Below are 16,248 nucleotides of genomic sequence, written 5' to 3' on the forward strand. Positions count from 1 at the left end.
GATTACCTCGTTAATTTTGCGACCAACTCGCTTACGACTGCGTCAACAGTGACTGGTTTCATTTGTTTGAAGAAAACGCCGAACACTTTCAAGAGTGGCACCATTTTACTGATAGCGTCATTGCGGTCTGCTCCGTAAACGACCGTTGGCTCTACTACTTCTAGGCGGACTGAGCTTTTTTGAAGGTCTTGCATAATGGCTTTTTTTCCATTGACAAAGGATTTTGGACCAAAGGTTCCACCGACAAATCCCATAGCCTTCGCTCCTTTTTCTTCAGCGATTTTTTGCATGACCTCTGCAGGTTTGTTATTGACCTGCTTAAAGACTTCTGGGTCTTTTTCTGGGCGTCCGACAAAGTCCACGATATAGTCGACCTTGTCTGGCAAGACGCTCTCAACAGACTGATAGTCAGACACATCCGCCTTTAGCGTGTGCACTCGTGGGTCAACCAATCTGTTTTTGCCAGAGCGTGAGAGCACGTAAAACTGCGCTGTGCTGTCTTTTTCCAGCCATTTCATAGTCGTGTGACGTCCGATATAACCATTTCCACCTAACATTACGATTGTTGTCATTTTCCTTACCTCATTTCCTAGGATATTTTTTATCTTTGGCTATTATATATCCTAAGACTTTTTTTGTCAACAGAAAAATCACCGTTTCCGATGATTTTTTTGATTATTTGGCAAATAAGGTCTCAAGATCTCGTAAATCTTGGATTTTTTGATTGATAGGACTGCTCTCTTGAGTGAGGTTAATCGAGCCAATGCCAGCATTTTTTGCCACCTCAACATCTAGCTTACGGTCACCGATGTAGTAGGTGTCATGAGGATTGAGCTTGTATTTGTCCATGAGATAGTAAACGCCCTCTGGATGGGGTTTGCGCTCAAAGCCAGAAACACCCGTCAAAATCTCGGTGAAATAGCTCTTAATGCCCAAATCCTCTAAAACAGCCTGCGTACTCGCCCCCTTGTGCGTGTACATAAACTGCTGGATACCTTCTTTGTCTGCAAAAGCTAGCGCTTCTTTGCTGGATGGTAAGAGCTTGATTTTATCATCACGCTTGGTCTGCTCGTCGTTGAAAAAGGCTTTTAGCTGCGCTAAAGAAGTGCCCGTTTCCCCAGCTTTCTTCTCCAAAAGCTGCCCTACAGACTCTTTTAGGATATAAGCATGAATAGCCTCTTTGTCCCAATCTTGAAAATCAAAAGCTCTATAAGTCACCTCGAGCGCCTCGATGATGGCTTCATAAGAGTCAATCAACGTCCCATCCAAATCCCAAATAAATGCTGTCATAATCGCCTTTCTTGCTTTACTTAAATCGCTTTTTCCTTTGCCAACTCAGCGAGAAGTTCAAAGGAATGGTGCTGTGCGGTTTCGTCATAAACATAAGTCGCTACTATCAGTTCGTCAATTGGGACACGCATTTTAAGCGCTAGCAATTGACTGTAGACACTCTTTTTGTCGCCGATAAGAGTGAGCTCTGACATACGCTCAACGATTTTCTTTTCTTGACTGATAAAGGTGTCTTGGCTAAAAGCAACTGGTCCAAAATGCGGAGCGTGCTTGGAGTCGGAGAGATTTTTCCAAACCGTCTCGCTGTCCTTGACAGGCGGGCAAAGGTTTCTTTGTTGCCCCGTCACGATGTCAACAAAGGCTTGCGTTTGCGTGGTGGCAAGATAGTCCGCTTCTTTTTGCGTATCTGCCATGATGACGTTAGCGCCTAGAGCGGCGTAAGGTTGCTCTAGGTATTTTGACGGTTGAAAGCGCAGGCGGTAAAGGCTCAGCGCCTCCTCCATCATTTGCGGAGCAAAGTGCCCTGCAAATACATAAGGAAGCCCTAGTTGCGCTGCTAAAAGAGCGCTTTTTGTACTTGAACCTAAGATGTAAAAGGGAATGTCTTGACCTTCACCAGGATAGGCGTGGACCGTATTTGTCCCTTCAAGGTAAGAGCGTAATTCTAGGATGTCATTTTTAAAATGCTCTTCGTCATCCAAGGTCTTACGACGTAGAGACTGTGCCGTCTCCGTGTCTGTCCCCGGTGCACGCCCAAGTCCTAAATCTAGACGATTGGGGTAGAGTGCTGCCAGCGTCCCAAACTGCTCAGCAAGCATATAGGGGCTGTGGTTAGGAAGCATGATACCACCAGACCCTACACGAATGCTCTTGGTGGCAGACAGGGCTTCTTGGATGAGAAGTGGCGTTGAAGAGCAGGCAAAAAGCTTGGTGTTGTGGTGCTCACCAATCCAGTAACGATGATACCCCAACTCCTCGACACGTTGGGCTAAGCGCTTCATCTCAACAATGGTTTCTTGATAACTATGTCCTTGACGGACAGGAACTAAGTTTAAGACAGATAGCTTGGTCATGTATCATAAGTCCTCCAGCGCTTTTTGGATAGGGGTAGTACCCTCGATAATCTTAACGACCTTACCAATGGTCTCAGGCGTTTTAAGACTCTTAGCAAGTACAGACGCCACATCCTCTATAGCAATGCTGCCATAAGCATCATTGGTAACTGTAATCATGCCTGTCCCCTCTTTTTCAGAAAGAGCGCCAGGTTGCACGATAGTATAGTCAAGCTTGGTATTGGTCACTAGATAGTTATCCGCAAAGAACTTGGCAACGTTGTAATCCATAATCTTGCTGAGATTAGGGTGTGACCATTTGTCAGGCTCCAGCGCATAAAGTGAGCTCAGTAAAACGTAGCGCTTAATGCCAAGGCTCTCTGCTGCTTGCATGGTTTTCACCGCCCCAAAAGCATCCGTCTGCAACAAATCACGCCCTCGTGAACCCGCTACAAAAAGAACAGCGTCTGCTCCTGCCATGAGCTGCTTCATCTCCTCTACTGAAGCGTGTAAATCAAAGGCGACAGGCTCTACACCGCTAAGTTTTATCACCTTTTCAGGATTTCTCGCTGCAGCTCTGACCGTATGCCCATCTGCTACTAACTGCTTTAATAAACTAGTCGCAACACGACCAGTACTCCCAATAACAAAGACATCCATACTCTTCTCCCCTTTCTAGTTATGGTTAGTATTGTAACATTTTCAGACTTTTTGGACAATGATTTGATTTACAAACTATCTCACACCGTCTAAAAACGCCCTTAGCAATCTAAGGGCATTTTTTAGGTTAGAGATGAGCGCCAGCTTCGACAAGTTTTTCAAGCTCAGCTAAACGTTCTTCAAAGACTTTGAAGGCTGCTGTGAGGTAGTCTTTACTTTCCATATCCACGCCTGCTTTTTTAATGACATTAAGCGGATAGTCGGAGTTTCCAGCTTTGAGGTAATTGAGATAAGCCTCTTTATCGGCTTCTTCACCGTGGACAATGCGCTCAGCCAAATAACTGGCTGCCGCAAAGCCTGTCGCATACTGAAAGACGTAGTAATTATAGTAGAAATGCGGGATCCTCGCCCACTCGTACTGGATGAAATGATTGTCCTCTTTTTTGAGCCCATAGTATTTCTCGTTGAGATCAGCGTAGAGCGTATTGAGGTACTCGCTAGTTAGGACAATGCCATCTTGGTCTGCCTTGTGAATCGCCTGCTCAAACTCTGCAAACTGCGTTTGACGAAAGACTGTACCTTTAAAGCCATCTAGGTAATGGTTTAAAATAGCAAAGCGCTTTTTCGGATCCGTTTCTTCTTTTAACAGCGTTTCCGTTAGAATATTTTCATTAGTCGTAGAAGCAATTTCCGCAAGGAAAATACTGTAATCACCGTACACGTAAGGTTGATGACTTCTCGTAAAAGTAGAGTGAATGCTGTGCCCTGTCTCGTGGACAAGGGTGAAGAGGTTATCCAAAGTGTCCTGCCAATTAAGGAGCATAAAAGCGTTGGTGTCGTAAGAGCCACCAGAGTAGGCGCCTGAGCGCTTGCCTTTATTGACCTTGACATCAATCCAGCGCTCACTAAAAGCACGCTTGACTTCTTTGAGGTAATCCTCACCAAAAACAGCCAGCACTTCCTGCGCTTTTTCAAGTGCGTCCTCGTAGCTATAAGCCATATCCATCTCAGACAGTGGTGTGTAGAGGTCATACATCTTCAAGTCATCAAGCCCCAACACTTTTTGACGTAGCGCCACATAGCGGTGAAGCAGCGGCAAGTTTTCATTAACCGTCTCAAGGAGCGTGTCATAGACACTCTCTGGGATAAAATTGCTAGCCAGCGCAGCTTGTCTCGCTGAGCTATACTTGTGCACACGTGCGTCAAAATTATGCACCTTGACATTAGTTTGTAGGGTCTTGGCATAGGTGTGCTGATACTGCTCATAGACACTGTAAAGTCCTTCGTAGGCAGTTTTTCTGGTCTTGCGGTCTTTTGACTCCATGAGACTGATGAAATTACCATGACTAAGCTGAATGTCCTTTCCTTCTTCATCTTTGACAAATGGAAAGACAATGTCAGCATTGTCGAGGATTTCAAAGGTTTCGCTACTTGCGTTGAAAATCTCACTAGCTCCTGCTAAGAGCTCTTCTTCTGCTTGGGTCAGCACATGCTCTTTGCGTTTAAAGAGCTTTTCAAAGAAATGGCTGTAGCGCTTCAAGTCTGGTGTTTCCTCTAAAAATTGCGCATAGGTAGCCGTATCAAGCGCCATAAACTCTGGCTCGTAAAAGGAAAAGGTCTCGCTGAACTTGGCATAGAGCGCTGTTGCCTTGGCTTGGAACTCTTGGTATTTAGCGACGGTCGTGTCTTGGTCATTTTTCATAGACGCATAGACGTAGGCTTTCTCTAGGCGGCGAGACAAAGCCAACTCCAGGTCAGTAATGTCTCTTAGGCTCTCACTTGAGTCCAAAAGGTGCCCAGCACAGCTCTTTGCCTCATCAATAGCTGCTGACAGTTCCGTCATCTCTTGCTCCCACGCCTCATCACTCTCAAAGACAGTGGTCAAATCCCATTGGTACTTCTCATCAATCGCTTGTCGGTTATCTGACATCTCTTCTCTCCTTAAGCTTTAGTTTTCCTTTATTGTACCATAAAATGCTGGCGAATAAAGCGTTTGAACAGCGCTTGAACCTAGCTTTTGATAATATTTGTAAAAAGCTTGATAAAACCAAGTCAAATCCTCTGTGACAAGACTGAGTTTGTGGCTATCAAAAGGTCTCACCTGCGGGAAAAAGGCTGACGCTGGCTGCCCCAAGAGATTACCACCAGAAAGGTAAACCTTTTCCTGCTCTTTTAGCCAGCGGTGATTGCCATTGTAGAGCTGACGCTGGATATAGGTCAGAATCTTGTCATCCTGCTTGATACTGTAGCTGCTGACTGCCTGCGCTTTGTAAGGCAAGCGCAAAAACGCCAACACATCCTCATCAAAAGAGCAGGTCTTGGTCAAATAATGCAGCTGCCCTTTGAGGTCTTGGTAGATGAGGTATTTGAGCCTGATGAGGCGTTGTTTGTAGTCAAGCTCCAGATAGTAAAAGCCCATGTTTTTGGAAAACTGTAAAAACTGTTCTTGCAAGGGCGAGATTTTCTTGCCCAACCACAGCTTTTCCCCCAGCAACCACAGGACATGAATGCCTGCCTGCTGATAGGCTTTGCTACGCTCTATGAGCCGTTTTTCAGACAGACGACTGCACTGCACCTCAAGCGCTAAGCGCTCACCCACAAAGACATCAGCAATCTGACCAATCTCCTCTAGGACACGCTCCACCTCTACTTTTGATGTTTTAGATATTGCCTTGTAAAGCTCCGCCTTTAAGCCTAAGTGCTCTGCTGATTCGTTTTCACTATAAAACTGGCAGGCTTCTAAGCTGATATGCGCAAAATGCGTCCGCATGACCTTGCCCACCTTGAGCCGGACAGGTTGCTTGCAAGCAGGACAGAAAAAGTCCCGCTTCTCTGGAACGCCATCCAGCACCGTCACCAGTTGATTGTCACTATTATGTGCCACTAACATCACACCACCTCCTACTAGACTATTCGTAAGAAAACATAGAAAGCGATTACTTGGTGGTGGTGTCAACTCTTTTTATCTTGTATCTCCCTACAGTGCGCTAGATGAATCCCCAGTAAACTCTTGTAAAAGTCCGCCATTGTTTTGGCACTTCTAAAATAGCGAATCCAGTAAACTTCATAAAGGAGCATTAGAGAAAAGGACAGAATCAGCCAGCACGACCAGCCTGACCATGTCTTCACATTAAAGGCCTTAAACATAAGAACAAGACCAGAGACTGCAACCTGTCCAAGTCGCTCCAATAATTGAAGTGCTTTATTTTCCCTGCTCGCATATTCTTGATAGCCCTTTGGTTGGTGTTTTGTCCATATTATATTTGGCAGCGCTAGCATTATCAGATAAATCAGCCCTACATAAGAAAATCCAAACTGCACTGTGCTCACCTATTCCTATCCCTTTCATTTGTCATCATGACATCCCACCTCACGCACAATCTCCTGCCAATACACCAGATAAAGCATGTGTCCTAGATCATCAAGGACATGCTTTTTTGTGATATGATAATGGCTTTCAAAGTAGTCTACATAGGAAATGGGGACGGTTTTGTCCTCTCTACCATGCCAAAGATAGACTGGGATATGGTCGGGGATTTTGAGTGTATCTCGCTTCTGACAAAGGGCGTAGGCGTCGTAGTAGACACCTAGACCATCATTTGCCACGGCGTTTAGGACTGCTGATTTTATCACATCTTGGTTTTCCTTGATAAATTGCCGTTCTGTCTCAGACAGAGTCGCTAAATTGTGCGCAAGCTGCTTGTCATAATGGCTTGTGATGGCTTTTGCCATGCGTTTAAAACAGAACTTAGAAAGCGCTTTACATTTCAAGGTCAAAAAAGCTATCCATTTCCAGCTAGGGGATATGATTTTCTTTGTCGCAGGAGAGTTGATGGGGATCATGCTACTCACCAAGGTCAGTGACGTGACCATATCAGGAAAATGCTGTGCAAAAAGCTGAGCATAGTAGCCTCCTGCGCTATGTCCAATGAGTTTGACAGATCTTACCTTATGCCTTTGTAAAATCTCATGGACACACTCGAGAAAATCCTCCATGCTGTAGTAAGGCACTACCTGCGACTGCCCAATCCCAAAGCGCTCAAAAGAAACTAGACAGCAACTACCAGCCTCTAAACAATAAGCCTTTGACCCCACAAAGCCATGAAAAAAGACAATCACTTCATCCTGCCAATCGCCACTCCGACAATAAGCCAGTTTTCTGCCATTGACACTCTCTACTTGATTATACATTTTCTCTCCTTGCTAATAATCCCCAAACAAATAGTCCTGACCTTATTATAACACTAAAAAAACTCCCCGTCTGGAGAGTTTTGTGGCTATCATAGGAAAATCGTCATCACGCTTGCAAGCACGATAATGACAAGCCCTAGATAAGTGAGGAAAAGCTCACGTTTTGGCTTCGTTTCTTTGAGAATGTAAATGCCACCTAGTGTTGAGAGGATGACATTGAGCTGAGTGAGGATAAAGGCGAGCGTCACGCCGTTTAGCTTAGCTGAGAAGATGTAAGCTAATGACGCAATCCCAAAGATAATCCCAACACCAGCACATTGCCAGCTTTCTTTTGCCTTGAAAGCTTGGCGTTCTTTGAAGCTAGCGTAAAGAACAGACCCGACTAAAACACCAAGCATTTGTGGTAGAAACATAGACAAACCATCTGCATTGACCATTTTAGGCACAGCACTGTAAAACCAATAACCAAAGCTAGTGAAAGCTAAAATCTGCACTCCTTTTGCTAGATGAGTCGGTTTGTTGCTAGCGCCTTTTGGCTCAAGCGAAGTCAGATAAGCTCCGAAAATCAAGAGCGCAATCGCTAAAAAACCAAAGATTTTAGACGTCCAACTAGACCATTCTCCAAAAGCTAAAACACCGATGATAGATGTCCCAAGCAATTGCAGACCTGTTGAGATTGGCATTGTTTTTGAAACACCAATCACGTCATAGCTAGACACTTGCCCAGCTTGACCAATAACCCAGAACATCCCAGAGATGAAACTGAGTAATAAAGCTGTGCTTGACAGACCGCTCGGATGACACACGAGCTGCACGATGACTCCAATAACGGTTGCACCAATCCCAAACCCCAACATACTGTTGACAGGTGTTCCACCAATCTTTTTCAAAATCAAGGGCTGAATCCCCCAGCCAATCGCTGGAATAAGTGCGATTAGTAAACCAAAAGCTGACATAATGATGATTACCTCCTTAACATGCCAGTTAGACTATGGATAGCCATACAAAAAATAGCTACCTACCACCCTACCAAAAAGAAAGCGCTATGTCAATCTTTTTCTAATCATTATCACATCCTATAGAGCTATTTTGGACACAAAGAAAAGAAATTGCCAATTAGTGAGCAATTTCTTCTAAAAATTTAATTTTCTTCATTTTCACTAGCTTGCCATCTGCGTTCAACGCTCATCACAAACGGTAGATAAAGAAGAATATCTAAAACGATTAACAAAGCTTGTAAGATAGAGGCTTGCCAACTACCTGTCGCCAAAAATCCCGAAATGATAGGAGGCATGGTCCAACCTGGGTCGGCATAAGTACCAGGGACAATTCCCGTCGCAAATGCTACATAGGCAACCACAAGATTAAGAGCTGGCGCTAAAACAAATGGAATAACTGTCAGTATATTAAGGACAACAGGCAACCCAAACATCGTTGGCTCATTGATGTTAAACAAAGCAGGAAGAAGGGTAATGGGAGAGAGTACCTTAGCTTGTTTACTCGCTTTTTGACGACGTGCTAACCAGGCTAAGGCTAAAACGAGCCCAATGGTTGCTCCGGAACCACCGATGAACACAAAATTATCCATAAAAACAGAAGTAAAAATATGTGGCAACTCTTGACCTGCCTTGTGAGCAGCTGCATTTTCCGTTAAATTTGCCAGCCAAATCGGTTTCATGATGGGATTGTTTAGGACATTTCCACCGTGAACACCACAAAACCACAAAAGACCATTGAGGAGTACGACAATGAGATTCCCAATTAAGGTACTTCCTAAAAGACCAAATGGCACACCTAAAACGGTTTTTACAATATCATGAACATTTGGTAGAGCGAACTTATCTAGCAAAGCATAAATGAGAAGCCATGATGCAATAATGACTGCGCCTGGTATAATCGCACTAAAACTCTTTGAAACAGCAGGTGGCACACCATCTGGCATCTTGATACGAATATCTTTTTTCATGAACCAAAGGTAAATAGAACCATTGATAAGCCCCATCACAATGGCTACAAACAAACCACCTGATGACAAGAAAGAGGGCGCTATTCCTGAAACTTCACCGAGCTTTTTACCTGCTTCATTGATAAAAGGAATGGAATAGGGCGTCACGGTTAAAAATGCGGAAACATTGATAAAACCTGCAGACACACCGTCAGCCTTGTTTTGTTTAGCTAAACTGTAAGGAATGCCAAAAGCTGCAACTAAGGCAATAAGATTAAAACTAGAGTCTACACCTTTCCATAGATAACCTGCTACACCGATTTCTCCTAGCCAAGCTTCCCAGCCAGGAATAGGAAAACTTGCGATAATCATGAATAAAGACCCAATCAAAATCAAAGGAATAGAGTAGGTTATCCCGTCACGGATAGCAATCAATAGTTTGTTATTCCCTAGACGTCCAGCAACTGGAACTAATTTTTCCTGAACAAATACTTCAAACTTACTCATAACATCTCTCCTGATATTCTGTCATATATAGCAACAACTTCTTTGGCCAAATCGACAAAAGTAATACTAGTCATCAAATGATCTTGACCATGCACTAAGAGCAGACTATAAGGAACTGCATGACCTTGTGCTTCTTGTGTCAACATTGCTGTTTGAGAGTGGTGGGCGGCTATTAAGGCTTTATCTGCTTCTTTTAGCATTTCATTAGCTTTGTCACATTGATTGGACTTAGCAAGAGCGATAGCTTCCATAGCTAAGGACTTTGCCTGACCCCCATGAAGAATGAGCTCCATGATACTTTCTAATTGTTCTTGATCCATTTTAGTTACCTCATTAGATTTTCAGCTAACTCAACCACCTTAGCTCCATTCATCATACCATAATCCACCATGGGAATAACGGCAACGGGAATGGTGTCAGAAAACAATTCTTGAAAACGTTTCAGATTATAAGCTACTTGTGGACCTAGTAAAATCACATCAACAGGATTATTTTGGGCATAGTCTTCAGCTTCTGCCAGTGATAGAGCAAAAATAGATAGATCTAAGCCCTTCTCTGTAGCTGCTTGCTCCATTTTGGTCACCAACAAACTGGTACTCATGCCTGCTGCGCAAGCTAACATAATAGTTTTTGTCATGATTTTCTCCTCCTTTATCGACGAATGGAGCGTGCCATTCTAACAATGGTATGGCGTTTTCCTCGAATGGTATCGCTAAGAGCATAAATATTTTCAACAGGAGCAACACCGCTATATCCAGCATCTCCTATATGCTGAATATCTACACCACATATTTTATTGCGAAGAGCAATTGTTCTAATCACACTGCTGTCCGCCCCTTCTTGACTAGTCCCAATAGCCGACATAACCAAAGCCTCAAAAGCATGTGCTTGTTCAACAATAGTTTTCAACTCCTGCTCTGTAAATCCAGGAACCGTGCCAACTGCAGGAACTAAAACAATATCAGTGCCCGCTTTAATGAAATTTTGAACAGTTTTTATATCAATTACAGGTTCATTAGAACCCGAAGCATGCATTTTTCCAGCAATAACTAATCCTGAAAAAGTACTTTTAGCAAGTTTGATTGCTTTTTCAATCTGACTATTGCTCACACCTGCACCTGGATTACCCGTCAAACAAACAAAATCAAACCCCAAATCTTCAATTTTTTGAAACGTTTTTAATGTTGCCTGTCTCCCTTCTGGTAACCGTTGACGATTTTCTGTCATCTCCATGGTTAGGTCAATTGGTTCTAAATTAACACCAATTGGACGTCCTATAAGATGACGTAATGTTTGAATAGGACGGTCACTCTCTGGCAAGCCAAAAATGTCGATATTAAAGACATCTAAACAATTAAGCAAAATCAAATCGGCGCTAAAAGCAGCGGCAATCTCTGCATTTGTGATAATATCCCCTGTCCAAGAAGGACGTGGGGCAACATTTTCAGATAAAACAACCCTTCCATCACTTGCTTTTATAGCCTGCTTAAGCTCTGTTGCCGATAGATTGAGAAGCTCAGAACTATCAGCACTCAATAAACGTACCCCCATACCATTCACTCCTTTTTTTACTTTTATTTTATAACTTTAACCAAAACTTAGCGGTAGCAATCCTTTTTTTGATTATTTTTTATTACTAAATAAATTATAATCTTCTTTTCCTTTTTTGTCAACGCTTTCACTGAAACTTTATTTATTTTTTGCTATAATTGATATAAAAATATTATCAATTTTACAGAGGAAAACAATGAAAACAGATAAACAACGAGAGCTCTATGCCAAGGTTTTAGATACCATCTATACACAACGCCCTATTTCACGTGTTGATATCTCTACGTTCAACGGCATAACTCCTGCTACAGTTGGCAACATCACAAAGGAACTCTTGGCAGAACAATTGATTTGTGAAGTAGGTGAGCTAGACGATCACACTGTTGGGCGTAAAAAAATCCTCCTTGATATAAAGAAAAATGCCTGTTATTTTCTCGGTGTGGAGCTGACAGAAAAACATTTTTATGCTGTTATTACTGATAATTTAGGAACAATTTTAGATACTAAAGACCTTGAAATTACAGATACTGATAAAGCTTACACTAGTTCTTTCGTCATTCAATTCATCACAGAATTTCTAGAAAAGCATGCCGAATTATCAATAAAGGCAATCGGCATGGCTCTTCCTGGGCACTATGACAGACAAAAAGGGGATGCTAAACATATCAATACTAACAACCCTGTTTGGCGTCATGTTGATTTACAGGAACTTTCTCATTCTTTTGATATTCCTGTTTATTATAGTAATAATGGACACTGCCTCATCATCGCTAAACGTTTATTTGACAAAAATACAAGTCAACGTAACTTTATTATTTTTCATGTTGGAAGGGGCATGCACTGTTCTTATATGTATGAAGGAAGAATCTTCAGTCGTTATAATCCCGCTATCGGTGAAATTGGACACACAGTTGTCAATCCAAATGGAGAACTCTGCGAATGTGGTAAGCGAGGGTGTTTGCAAACTTATGCTAGCAACACTTGGATTTTAAAAAAAGCAAGGTTGCTCTACAGAGCAACGGATAAAAGTTATCTAAAAAGTCTAGTCCAAAATGAAGAAGATTTGACTTTAGACCATCTTTTAGCCGCCTATGAACTAGGAGACTTAGGAGCCATGACCTTGATAGACACAGCTATCAATTACTTGGTAGTATCTATATCTAACCTAACACTATTACTAGATGTTGAACAGATTTACCTTCACGGGAAATTCATTAGTTACCCAAAATTAGCTGATAAAATCTTAAATACACTCAATCAAACAACCAAAGTTCTTGAAAATCAACATTTCCCTGATATCTCTGTTATGCCATTTTCTGTTTTTAACGGAGCTGTTGGAGCTGTTGGCCTTTGTATTGATGAGTATTATCTCAGTTACAAAGGAAAAATCTAAAAAAACCTTTTTACTTGCTTTCTTTTATCTCCTTTGATATACTAAATGAGCTAATGTTTCTGGGGTCGTTTTGGATTCGACAGGCATTATGAGGCATATTCGGCAACTCATCGGCAGATGTAAAATTGCCAGTTAAATATAACTGCAAAAAATAACACTTCTTACGCAGTAGCTGCCTAAACACCAGCCTGCGTGACTTTCTACAGATTGTTTGCGTTTGTTTGAAGGTCTTATTGATGAGCAAACTACGTTTAGCCATTGCCTAGCTGGCTAAAAAGAGATTGATAGGCTCGCCAAAAAGAGGCTTGAGCTATGTGTCGCTCTTTGGTTAAATCAATACATAGCCTATGGTTGTAGATGAATATGTTGGCAGGTGTTTGGACGTGGGTTCGATCCCCACCGGCTCCATTAAAGCAATTAGCCTGTTTTTCATTTTTTAAATTCATAGGAAAGAGCCTCTTTAGGATGGGGCTTTTTGTTTTATATTAGAAAATAAAAAGAAATCACTTCTGCGCTTTTTGCTGACTTGTGGTATAATAGTAGTATAAAAGGAATCGTATAAAGAGGGAAATAGTATGAAAAAATTAGGTCAATTCACACTATTATGTGTGTTGGGGCTAGGACTTGTCGCCTGCGCCCCTCAAAAACAAGACAAATCACAAACGAGCTCATCTAGCCTAACGGCTGTCTCTGATGTTCCTGCTAAACATCAAGACATACGGCTTGCTTTTAACAATATCACACTGGGAACCAAGGATTCTGAATTTGCTGGTGGGACAAACTTGGAGCAATTAAAAGCCATGTTTGGCGAGCCTGCTCAAACTTTTCAGACACCTGCTGGTGATGTGACGCTAGATGGCTATACTTGGCAGTTTGATGAAGTCACTATCACGGTCAATCTCCTGCGAGACAGCGCCATCACACGCTCGATCTCAAACTTTAGCTTCATCCGCTACAATACCATCACCAAAGACAAAATCGCTAAAATCACAGATAATATGACCTTCCAGCAAGCCGTTGACCTGCTCGGACAGCCTGACATCTACTCTGAGTCAGCTTCGTCTGAATACACAAAACTGCAAGCTGTCTGGGTCAGTGGTATCGAGGGAGCTGATAGCAAAAACAACCCTCAAATCACGCTCAACTTCGTCAACAATCAACTCACCAACAAAGCTATCGTTGGTGTCAACTAGAAAAGAGAGCGGGACAAAAATCGTCAAATGCGATTTTGTTCCACTCTCTTATTGTTTATTTCGATGTTCTTGTGGTGCTGGGTGTTTTTTGAAATTTTCCGCCACAAAGTTGGTCGTAAACTGTGCTAACAGCAGCGTTGCTGAGTGGGTCAATAGATGACGTTTTGCCTTGTCTAGAGAGCCAAACTGCGCAAGAGCAGCTAGGATTTTCCATTTTTCGTCAAAGGTAAAATCGCTAAAACGGCTCAGCCCATTGTCCAAAAAACTATCAAACACCAAGTCAAATATCTGCTTGAGCTCGTGAATGCCAAGCTCATCTGTCCACTCCTTGAAGGTCTTTTCAAGACTGCGACTGACCTCACCTTGATGAGTCACCTCTTGAAATGTCCCAAGGTGTTTTAAGTCTACCTGCCAAGAAAAAATATTGTGCTGACCGATACTAAAGGCGTCGCTAACCACTCGCTCTTTGGACTCAAGGTGCCAAAGCATGATACCGACAATCGAGTCCTGCGGTAGATAACCTTGCACTTTGTCTTTGATATTGAGATAACCTTCTCTTGTGAGCATATACTCTTGGACACCTGGGGAATCTAGCCAGATGATACGACTGACCTTGTCTTGCAAGTCCTTTGGTAGCTGAGTGCTAGCGTAGAGGGCAAGATTGCCCCCTTTTGAATGCCCAGATATGACAATTTCCCCCTCTAAATGTGGTAAGAGATGTTTGAGATAGCGAATGGCAGAGCGGTGCGATGGAATCTCACGCATATAAGTCAGCTTAAAGTCCTCTTTCCAGCCTATCAGCGTGTCATCTGTCCCACGAAAAACGATTTGGTGATAGTTGCCGTCTGGCAAGGTAAACAAAGCTGCCGCAAACTGGCGCTCAAACTCAACGGTGATACTGCTGACATAGTGGCTAATGGTTAGGTTTTCAAAACGCTTTGAAATCGCCATGAGATAGCTCAAACGCAGACGATTTTCAGTGATGAGAGCCCCTACCTGCAGGTGCTCGACATTTTCCTCTAAAAAGTCAAATAAGGTCTGGCTATCAGACGTCGTCCAGCCAGCAAGCTCTCCAAAAGGGATGTAGGCAAGTTCATTGATACAAATACGATCTAAGTCATTTAGTGGTAAATCGCCAAATGATAGGTCTTTTGCTGCTTTAAGATAGTTTAATAAATTTGGCATAGTATTTACTCTTCTCATATTTTATTCATTTTAATTGCCTTTATTGTAGCGACTTTTGTGATAGCTGTCAAGTTTAGACAAGTGCTTGTTCGACAAAAACCCGCAAATGTACATTTGCGGGTTTTCGCTTAGTCGATGATGTACTCGAGTTTGTATTCTTGCGGTTTTAGCCCTAGGCGTTCGTAAAAGCGTTTAGCACCGTCGTTTCCTTCCCAGACATCTAGCGTAATGTTGTAGCAGCCTTGCTCTTTGGCAAAGGCTAGCGCAAACTGGTAAAACTGCTCGCCCAGCTTTTGCCCTCGTGCCTTTTCATCCACACACAAATCGTCAATAAACAAGGTCTTATGCGGTTTCTTTGGTACTTTTGCCTCCTCAATCACTGTAAAGAGATGCCCTAAAATCTCACCGTTTTCCCCCTCGTAGACAAAGACAGGGCGCATGTCATCCTCCATGAGCGCTGTCAATTCTTCAGTGGTAAACTTGCTGCCCTTTACCTCAAAAATATCTGGACGGAGCTTGTGATGGTGTTCTAAAATCTGCGCCAGCAAGGCTTCAACTGCTGGAATATCTTCTTTTGTCGCACGACGAATCGGCATAATATCAGTTCCCTTCTTGATTTTTTAGGACTTGGCGTCCCATTCTGCTAAAAATTCCCCGAGGTAATCTTTTAAAAACTGATGACGATGAAGCGCTAAAGTCTTAGCGTAGTCGGTGTTCATCAGGTCTTTTAGCTTGAGCAATTTCTCGTAAAAATGCATGATAGCGGTATCTTGACCACTGCGGTAGTCACGAAGGGTAAGTAGCTCTCTGGCTGTCCTGTTAGGGTCGTGAATCGGGCGACCCTTAGCACCCGAGTAAGCAAACACCCGAGCAATCCCAATAGCACCGATAGCATCCAGCCTATCAGCGTCTTGAACGACCTGCCCCTCTAGTGTCGTCATAGGTGGGTTAGTGCCACCCTTAAAGGACATGGTTTTGATGATAGTCATCACATGCTGGCAGTCTTTTTCGGCTAAGCCCTGCTCAAGAAGCCAGAGATAAAGCTCTTCTTCTCTCTTTTTAGGGTCAGGCACCAACTTTTCATCTGCCACATCGTGAAGAAGCGCAGCCAGCTCACAGATAAAGACATCTGCTCCTTCTTTTTGCGCAATCGTGCCTGCAAGATTTCTCACCCGCACAATATGCCACCAATCATGACCACTACTGTCACCCTCACAGCTCTCGTAAGCTAACTTTTCCGCCGCCAATAAGATATCCTTTTTATCACGCATGTTTTCACCT

At 42.9% G+C, this 16,248-nt stretch carries 18 protein-coding genes and 1 other RNA gene; 3 read left to right on the top strand and 16 right to left on the bottom strand.

Features of this window, described 5'->3' with window-relative positions; translation table 11 throughout:
- Positions 1 to 2: 2 nt before the first annotated feature.
- The 13 genes from G5B60_RS05910 to G5B60_RS05970 form a co-directional block, all read right to left on the bottom strand.
- Complete coding sequence (locus G5B60_RS05910; RefSeq protein ID WP_164683182.1) at positions 3 to 572, bottom strand: NAD-dependent epimerase/dehydratase family protein; 570 nt, start codon at positions 570 to 572, stop codon at positions 3 to 5.
- Between the two features lie 103 nt (positions 573 to 675).
- A complete protein-coding gene (locus G5B60_RS05915) occupies positions 676 to 1,290 on the bottom strand; it encodes an HAD-IA family hydrolase (protein ID WP_164683183.1) in 615 nt (204 codons plus the stop codon).
- A 20-nt stretch (positions 1,291 to 1,310) separates the two neighbouring features.
- Positions 1,311 to 2,363, bottom strand: a complete 1,053-nt coding sequence (locus tag G5B60_RS05920) for an LLM class flavin-dependent oxidoreductase (RefSeq protein ID WP_164683184.1) — start codon at positions 2,361 to 2,363, stop codon at positions 1,311 to 1,313.
- A gap of 3 nt (positions 2,364 to 2,366) precedes the next feature.
- On the bottom strand, positions 2,367 to 3,002 hold the full coding sequence (locus G5B60_RS05925; RefSeq protein WP_164683185.1) for an SDR family oxidoreductase: 636 nt from the start codon (positions 3,000 to 3,002) through the stop codon (positions 2,367 to 2,369).
- Positions 3,003 to 3,129: 127 nt separating this feature from the next.
- Complete coding sequence (gene pepF / locus G5B60_RS05930; protein WP_164683186.1) at positions 3,130 to 4,932, bottom strand: oligoendopeptidase F; 1,803 nt, start codon at positions 4,930 to 4,932, stop codon at positions 3,130 to 3,132.
- Between the two features lie 18 nt (positions 4,933 to 4,950).
- The gene (locus tag G5B60_RS05935) at positions 4,951 to 5,892 is read right to left on the bottom strand and encodes a competence protein CoiA (RefSeq protein ID WP_164683187.1); all 942 of its coding nucleotides are present in this window, start codon (positions 5,890 to 5,892) and stop codon (positions 4,951 to 4,953) included.
- A 62-nt stretch (positions 5,893 to 5,954) separates the two neighbouring features.
- Positions 5,955 to 6,323: a hypothetical protein gene (locus G5B60_RS05940; RefSeq protein ID WP_164683188.1), complete on the bottom strand. Its 369-nt coding sequence runs from the start codon at positions 6,321 to 6,323 to the stop codon at positions 5,955 to 5,957.
- A gap of 24 nt (positions 6,324 to 6,347) precedes the next feature.
- Complete coding sequence (locus tag G5B60_RS05945) at positions 6,348 to 7,193, bottom strand: alpha/beta fold hydrolase (RefSeq protein ID WP_164683189.1); 846 nt, start codon at positions 7,191 to 7,193, stop codon at positions 6,348 to 6,350.
- Between the two features lie 89 nt (positions 7,194 to 7,282).
- The gene (locus tag G5B60_RS05950; protein ID WP_115269332.1) at positions 7,283 to 8,149 is read right to left on the bottom strand and encodes a GRP family sugar transporter; all 867 of its coding nucleotides are present in this window, start codon (positions 8,147 to 8,149) and stop codon (positions 7,283 to 7,285) included.
- A gap of 185 nt (positions 8,150 to 8,334) precedes the next feature.
- Entirely contained in the window at positions 8,335 to 9,645 is a 1,311-nt protein-coding gene (locus G5B60_RS05955) for a PTS sugar transporter subunit IIC (protein ID WP_164683190.1), read from the bottom strand.
- The gene (locus G5B60_RS05960) at positions 9,642 to 9,965 is read right to left on the bottom strand and encodes a PTS lactose/cellobiose transporter subunit IIA (RefSeq protein ID WP_164683191.1); all 324 of its coding nucleotides are present in this window, start codon (positions 9,963 to 9,965) and stop codon (positions 9,642 to 9,644) included. Before G5B60_RS05960 ends, G5B60_RS05955 begins: the two co-directional genes overlap by 4 nt.
- A gap of 5 nt (positions 9,966 to 9,970) precedes the next feature.
- The gene (locus G5B60_RS05965; RefSeq protein ID WP_164683192.1) at positions 9,971 to 10,282 is read right to left on the bottom strand and encodes a PTS sugar transporter subunit IIB; all 312 of its coding nucleotides are present in this window, start codon (positions 10,280 to 10,282) and stop codon (positions 9,971 to 9,973) included.
- A gap of 14 nt (positions 10,283 to 10,296) precedes the next feature.
- A complete protein-coding gene (locus G5B60_RS05970) occupies positions 10,297 to 11,196 on the bottom strand; it encodes a haloacid dehalogenase-like hydrolase (RefSeq protein WP_164683193.1) in 900 nt (299 codons plus the stop codon).
- 196 nt (positions 11,197 to 11,392) lie between these two features.
- Here G5B60_RS05970 and G5B60_RS05975 point away from each other — a divergent pair, with 196 nt between their 5' ends.
- The 3 genes from G5B60_RS05975 to G5B60_RS05985 all read left to right on the top strand — a co-directional run bounded on the left by G5B60_RS05975 (position 11,393) and on the right by G5B60_RS05985 (position 13,782).
- On the top strand, positions 11,393 to 12,589 hold the full coding sequence (locus tag G5B60_RS05975; RefSeq protein ID WP_164683194.1) for an ROK family transcriptional regulator: 1,197 nt from the start codon (positions 11,393 to 11,395) through the stop codon (positions 12,587 to 12,589).
- Between the two features lie 61 nt (positions 12,590 to 12,650).
- Positions 12,651 to 13,000: a transfer-messenger RNA gene (gene ssrA, locus G5B60_RS05980) on the top strand.
- 164 nt (positions 13,001 to 13,164) lie between these two features.
- A complete protein-coding gene (locus G5B60_RS05985; protein WP_164683195.1) occupies positions 13,165 to 13,782 on the top strand; it encodes a DUF3862 domain-containing protein in 618 nt (205 codons plus the stop codon).
- A 48-nt stretch (positions 13,783 to 13,830) separates the two neighbouring features.
- On the opposite strand, the gene G5B60_RS05990 is transcribed toward G5B60_RS05985, so the two are convergent.
- From G5B60_RS05990 to G5B60_RS06000, 3 genes are all read right to left on the bottom strand, one after another.
- Positions 13,831 to 14,967, bottom strand: coding sequence for an Mbeg1-like protein (locus G5B60_RS05990; RefSeq protein ID WP_164683196.1), 1,137 nt, complete (start codon positions 14,965 to 14,967; stop codon positions 13,831 to 13,833).
- A 128-nt stretch (positions 14,968 to 15,095) separates the two neighbouring features.
- On the bottom strand, positions 15,096 to 15,563 hold the full coding sequence (locus G5B60_RS05995; protein WP_164683197.1) for a GNAT family N-acetyltransferase: 468 nt from the start codon (positions 15,561 to 15,563) through the stop codon (positions 15,096 to 15,098).
- A 24-nt stretch (positions 15,564 to 15,587) separates the two neighbouring features.
- Positions 15,588 to 16,238, bottom strand: a complete 651-nt coding sequence (locus G5B60_RS06000; protein ID WP_164683198.1) for an HD domain-containing protein — start codon at positions 16,236 to 16,238, stop codon at positions 15,588 to 15,590.
- Positions 16,239 to 16,248: the final 10 nt, after the last annotated feature.

The sequence above is a fragment of the Streptococcus hyointestinalis genome, from assembly GCF_011039275.1.
Taxonomy (GTDB): Bacteria; Bacillota; Bacilli; order Lactobacillales; family Streptococcaceae; genus Streptococcus; species Streptococcus hyointestinalis_A.

What these genes read in the sequence shown, in the direction of transcription:
- G5B60_RS05910 (WP_164683182.1), bottom strand. Translation starts at nt 572, where the DNA reads ATGACAACAATCGTAATGTTAGGTGGAAATGGTTATATCGGACGTCAC.
- G5B60_RS05915 (WP_164683183.1), bottom strand. Translation starts at nt 1,290, where the DNA reads ATGACAGCATTTATTTGGGATTTGGATGGGACGTTGATTGACTCTTAT.
- G5B60_RS05920 (WP_164683184.1), bottom strand. Translation starts at nt 2,363, where the DNA reads ATGACCAAGCTATCTGTCTTAAACTTAGTTCCTGTCCGTCAAGGACAT.
- G5B60_RS05925 (WP_164683185.1), bottom strand. Translation starts at nt 3,002, where the DNA reads ATGGATGTCTTTGTTATTGGGAGTACTGGTCGTGTTGCGACTAGTTTA.
- pepF (WP_164683186.1), bottom strand. Translation starts at nt 4,932, where the DNA reads ATGTCAGATAACCGACAAGCGATTGATGAGAAGTACCAATGGGATTTG.
- G5B60_RS05935 (WP_164683187.1), bottom strand. Translation starts at nt 5,892, where the DNA reads ATGTTAGTGGCACATAATAGTGACAATCAACTGGTGACGGTGCTGGAT.
- G5B60_RS05945 (WP_164683189.1), bottom strand. Translation starts at nt 7,193, where the DNA reads ATGTATAATCAAGTAGAGAGTGTCAATGGCAGAAAACTGGCTTATTGT.
- G5B60_RS05950 (WP_115269332.1), bottom strand. Translation starts at nt 8,149, where the DNA reads ATGTCAGCTTTTGGTTTACTAATCGCACTTATTCCAGCGATTGGCTGG.
- G5B60_RS05955 (WP_164683190.1), bottom strand. Translation starts at nt 9,645, where the DNA reads ATGAGTAAGTTTGAAGTATTTGTTCAGGAAAAATTAGTTCCAGTTGCT.
- G5B60_RS05960 (WP_164683191.1), bottom strand. Translation starts at nt 9,965, where the DNA reads ATGGATCAAGAACAATTAGAAAGTATCATGGAGCTCATTCTTCATGGG.
- G5B60_RS05965 (WP_164683192.1), bottom strand. Translation starts at nt 10,282, where the DNA reads ATGACAAAAACTATTATGTTAGCTTGCGCAGCAGGCATGAGTACCAGT.
- G5B60_RS05970 (WP_164683193.1), bottom strand. Translation starts at nt 11,196, where the DNA reads ATGGGGGTACGTTTATTGAGTGCTGATAGTTCTGAGCTTCTCAATCTA.
- G5B60_RS05975 (WP_164683194.1), top strand. Translation starts at nt 11,393, where the DNA reads ATGAAAACAGATAAACAACGAGAGCTCTATGCCAAGGTTTTAGATACC.
- G5B60_RS05985 (WP_164683195.1), top strand. Translation starts at nt 13,165, where the DNA reads ATGAAAAAATTAGGTCAATTCACACTATTATGTGTGTTGGGGCTAGGA.
- G5B60_RS05990 (WP_164683196.1), bottom strand. Translation starts at nt 14,967, where the DNA reads ATGCCAAATTTATTAAACTATCTTAAAGCAGCAAAAGACCTATCATTT.
- G5B60_RS05995 (WP_164683197.1), bottom strand. Translation starts at nt 15,563, where the DNA reads ATGCCGATTCGTCGTGCGACAAAAGAAGATATTCCAGCAGTTGAAGCC.
- G5B60_RS06000 (WP_164683198.1), bottom strand. Translation starts at nt 16,238, where the DNA reads ATGCGTGATAAAAAGGATATCTTATTGGCGGCGGAAAAGTTAGCTTAC.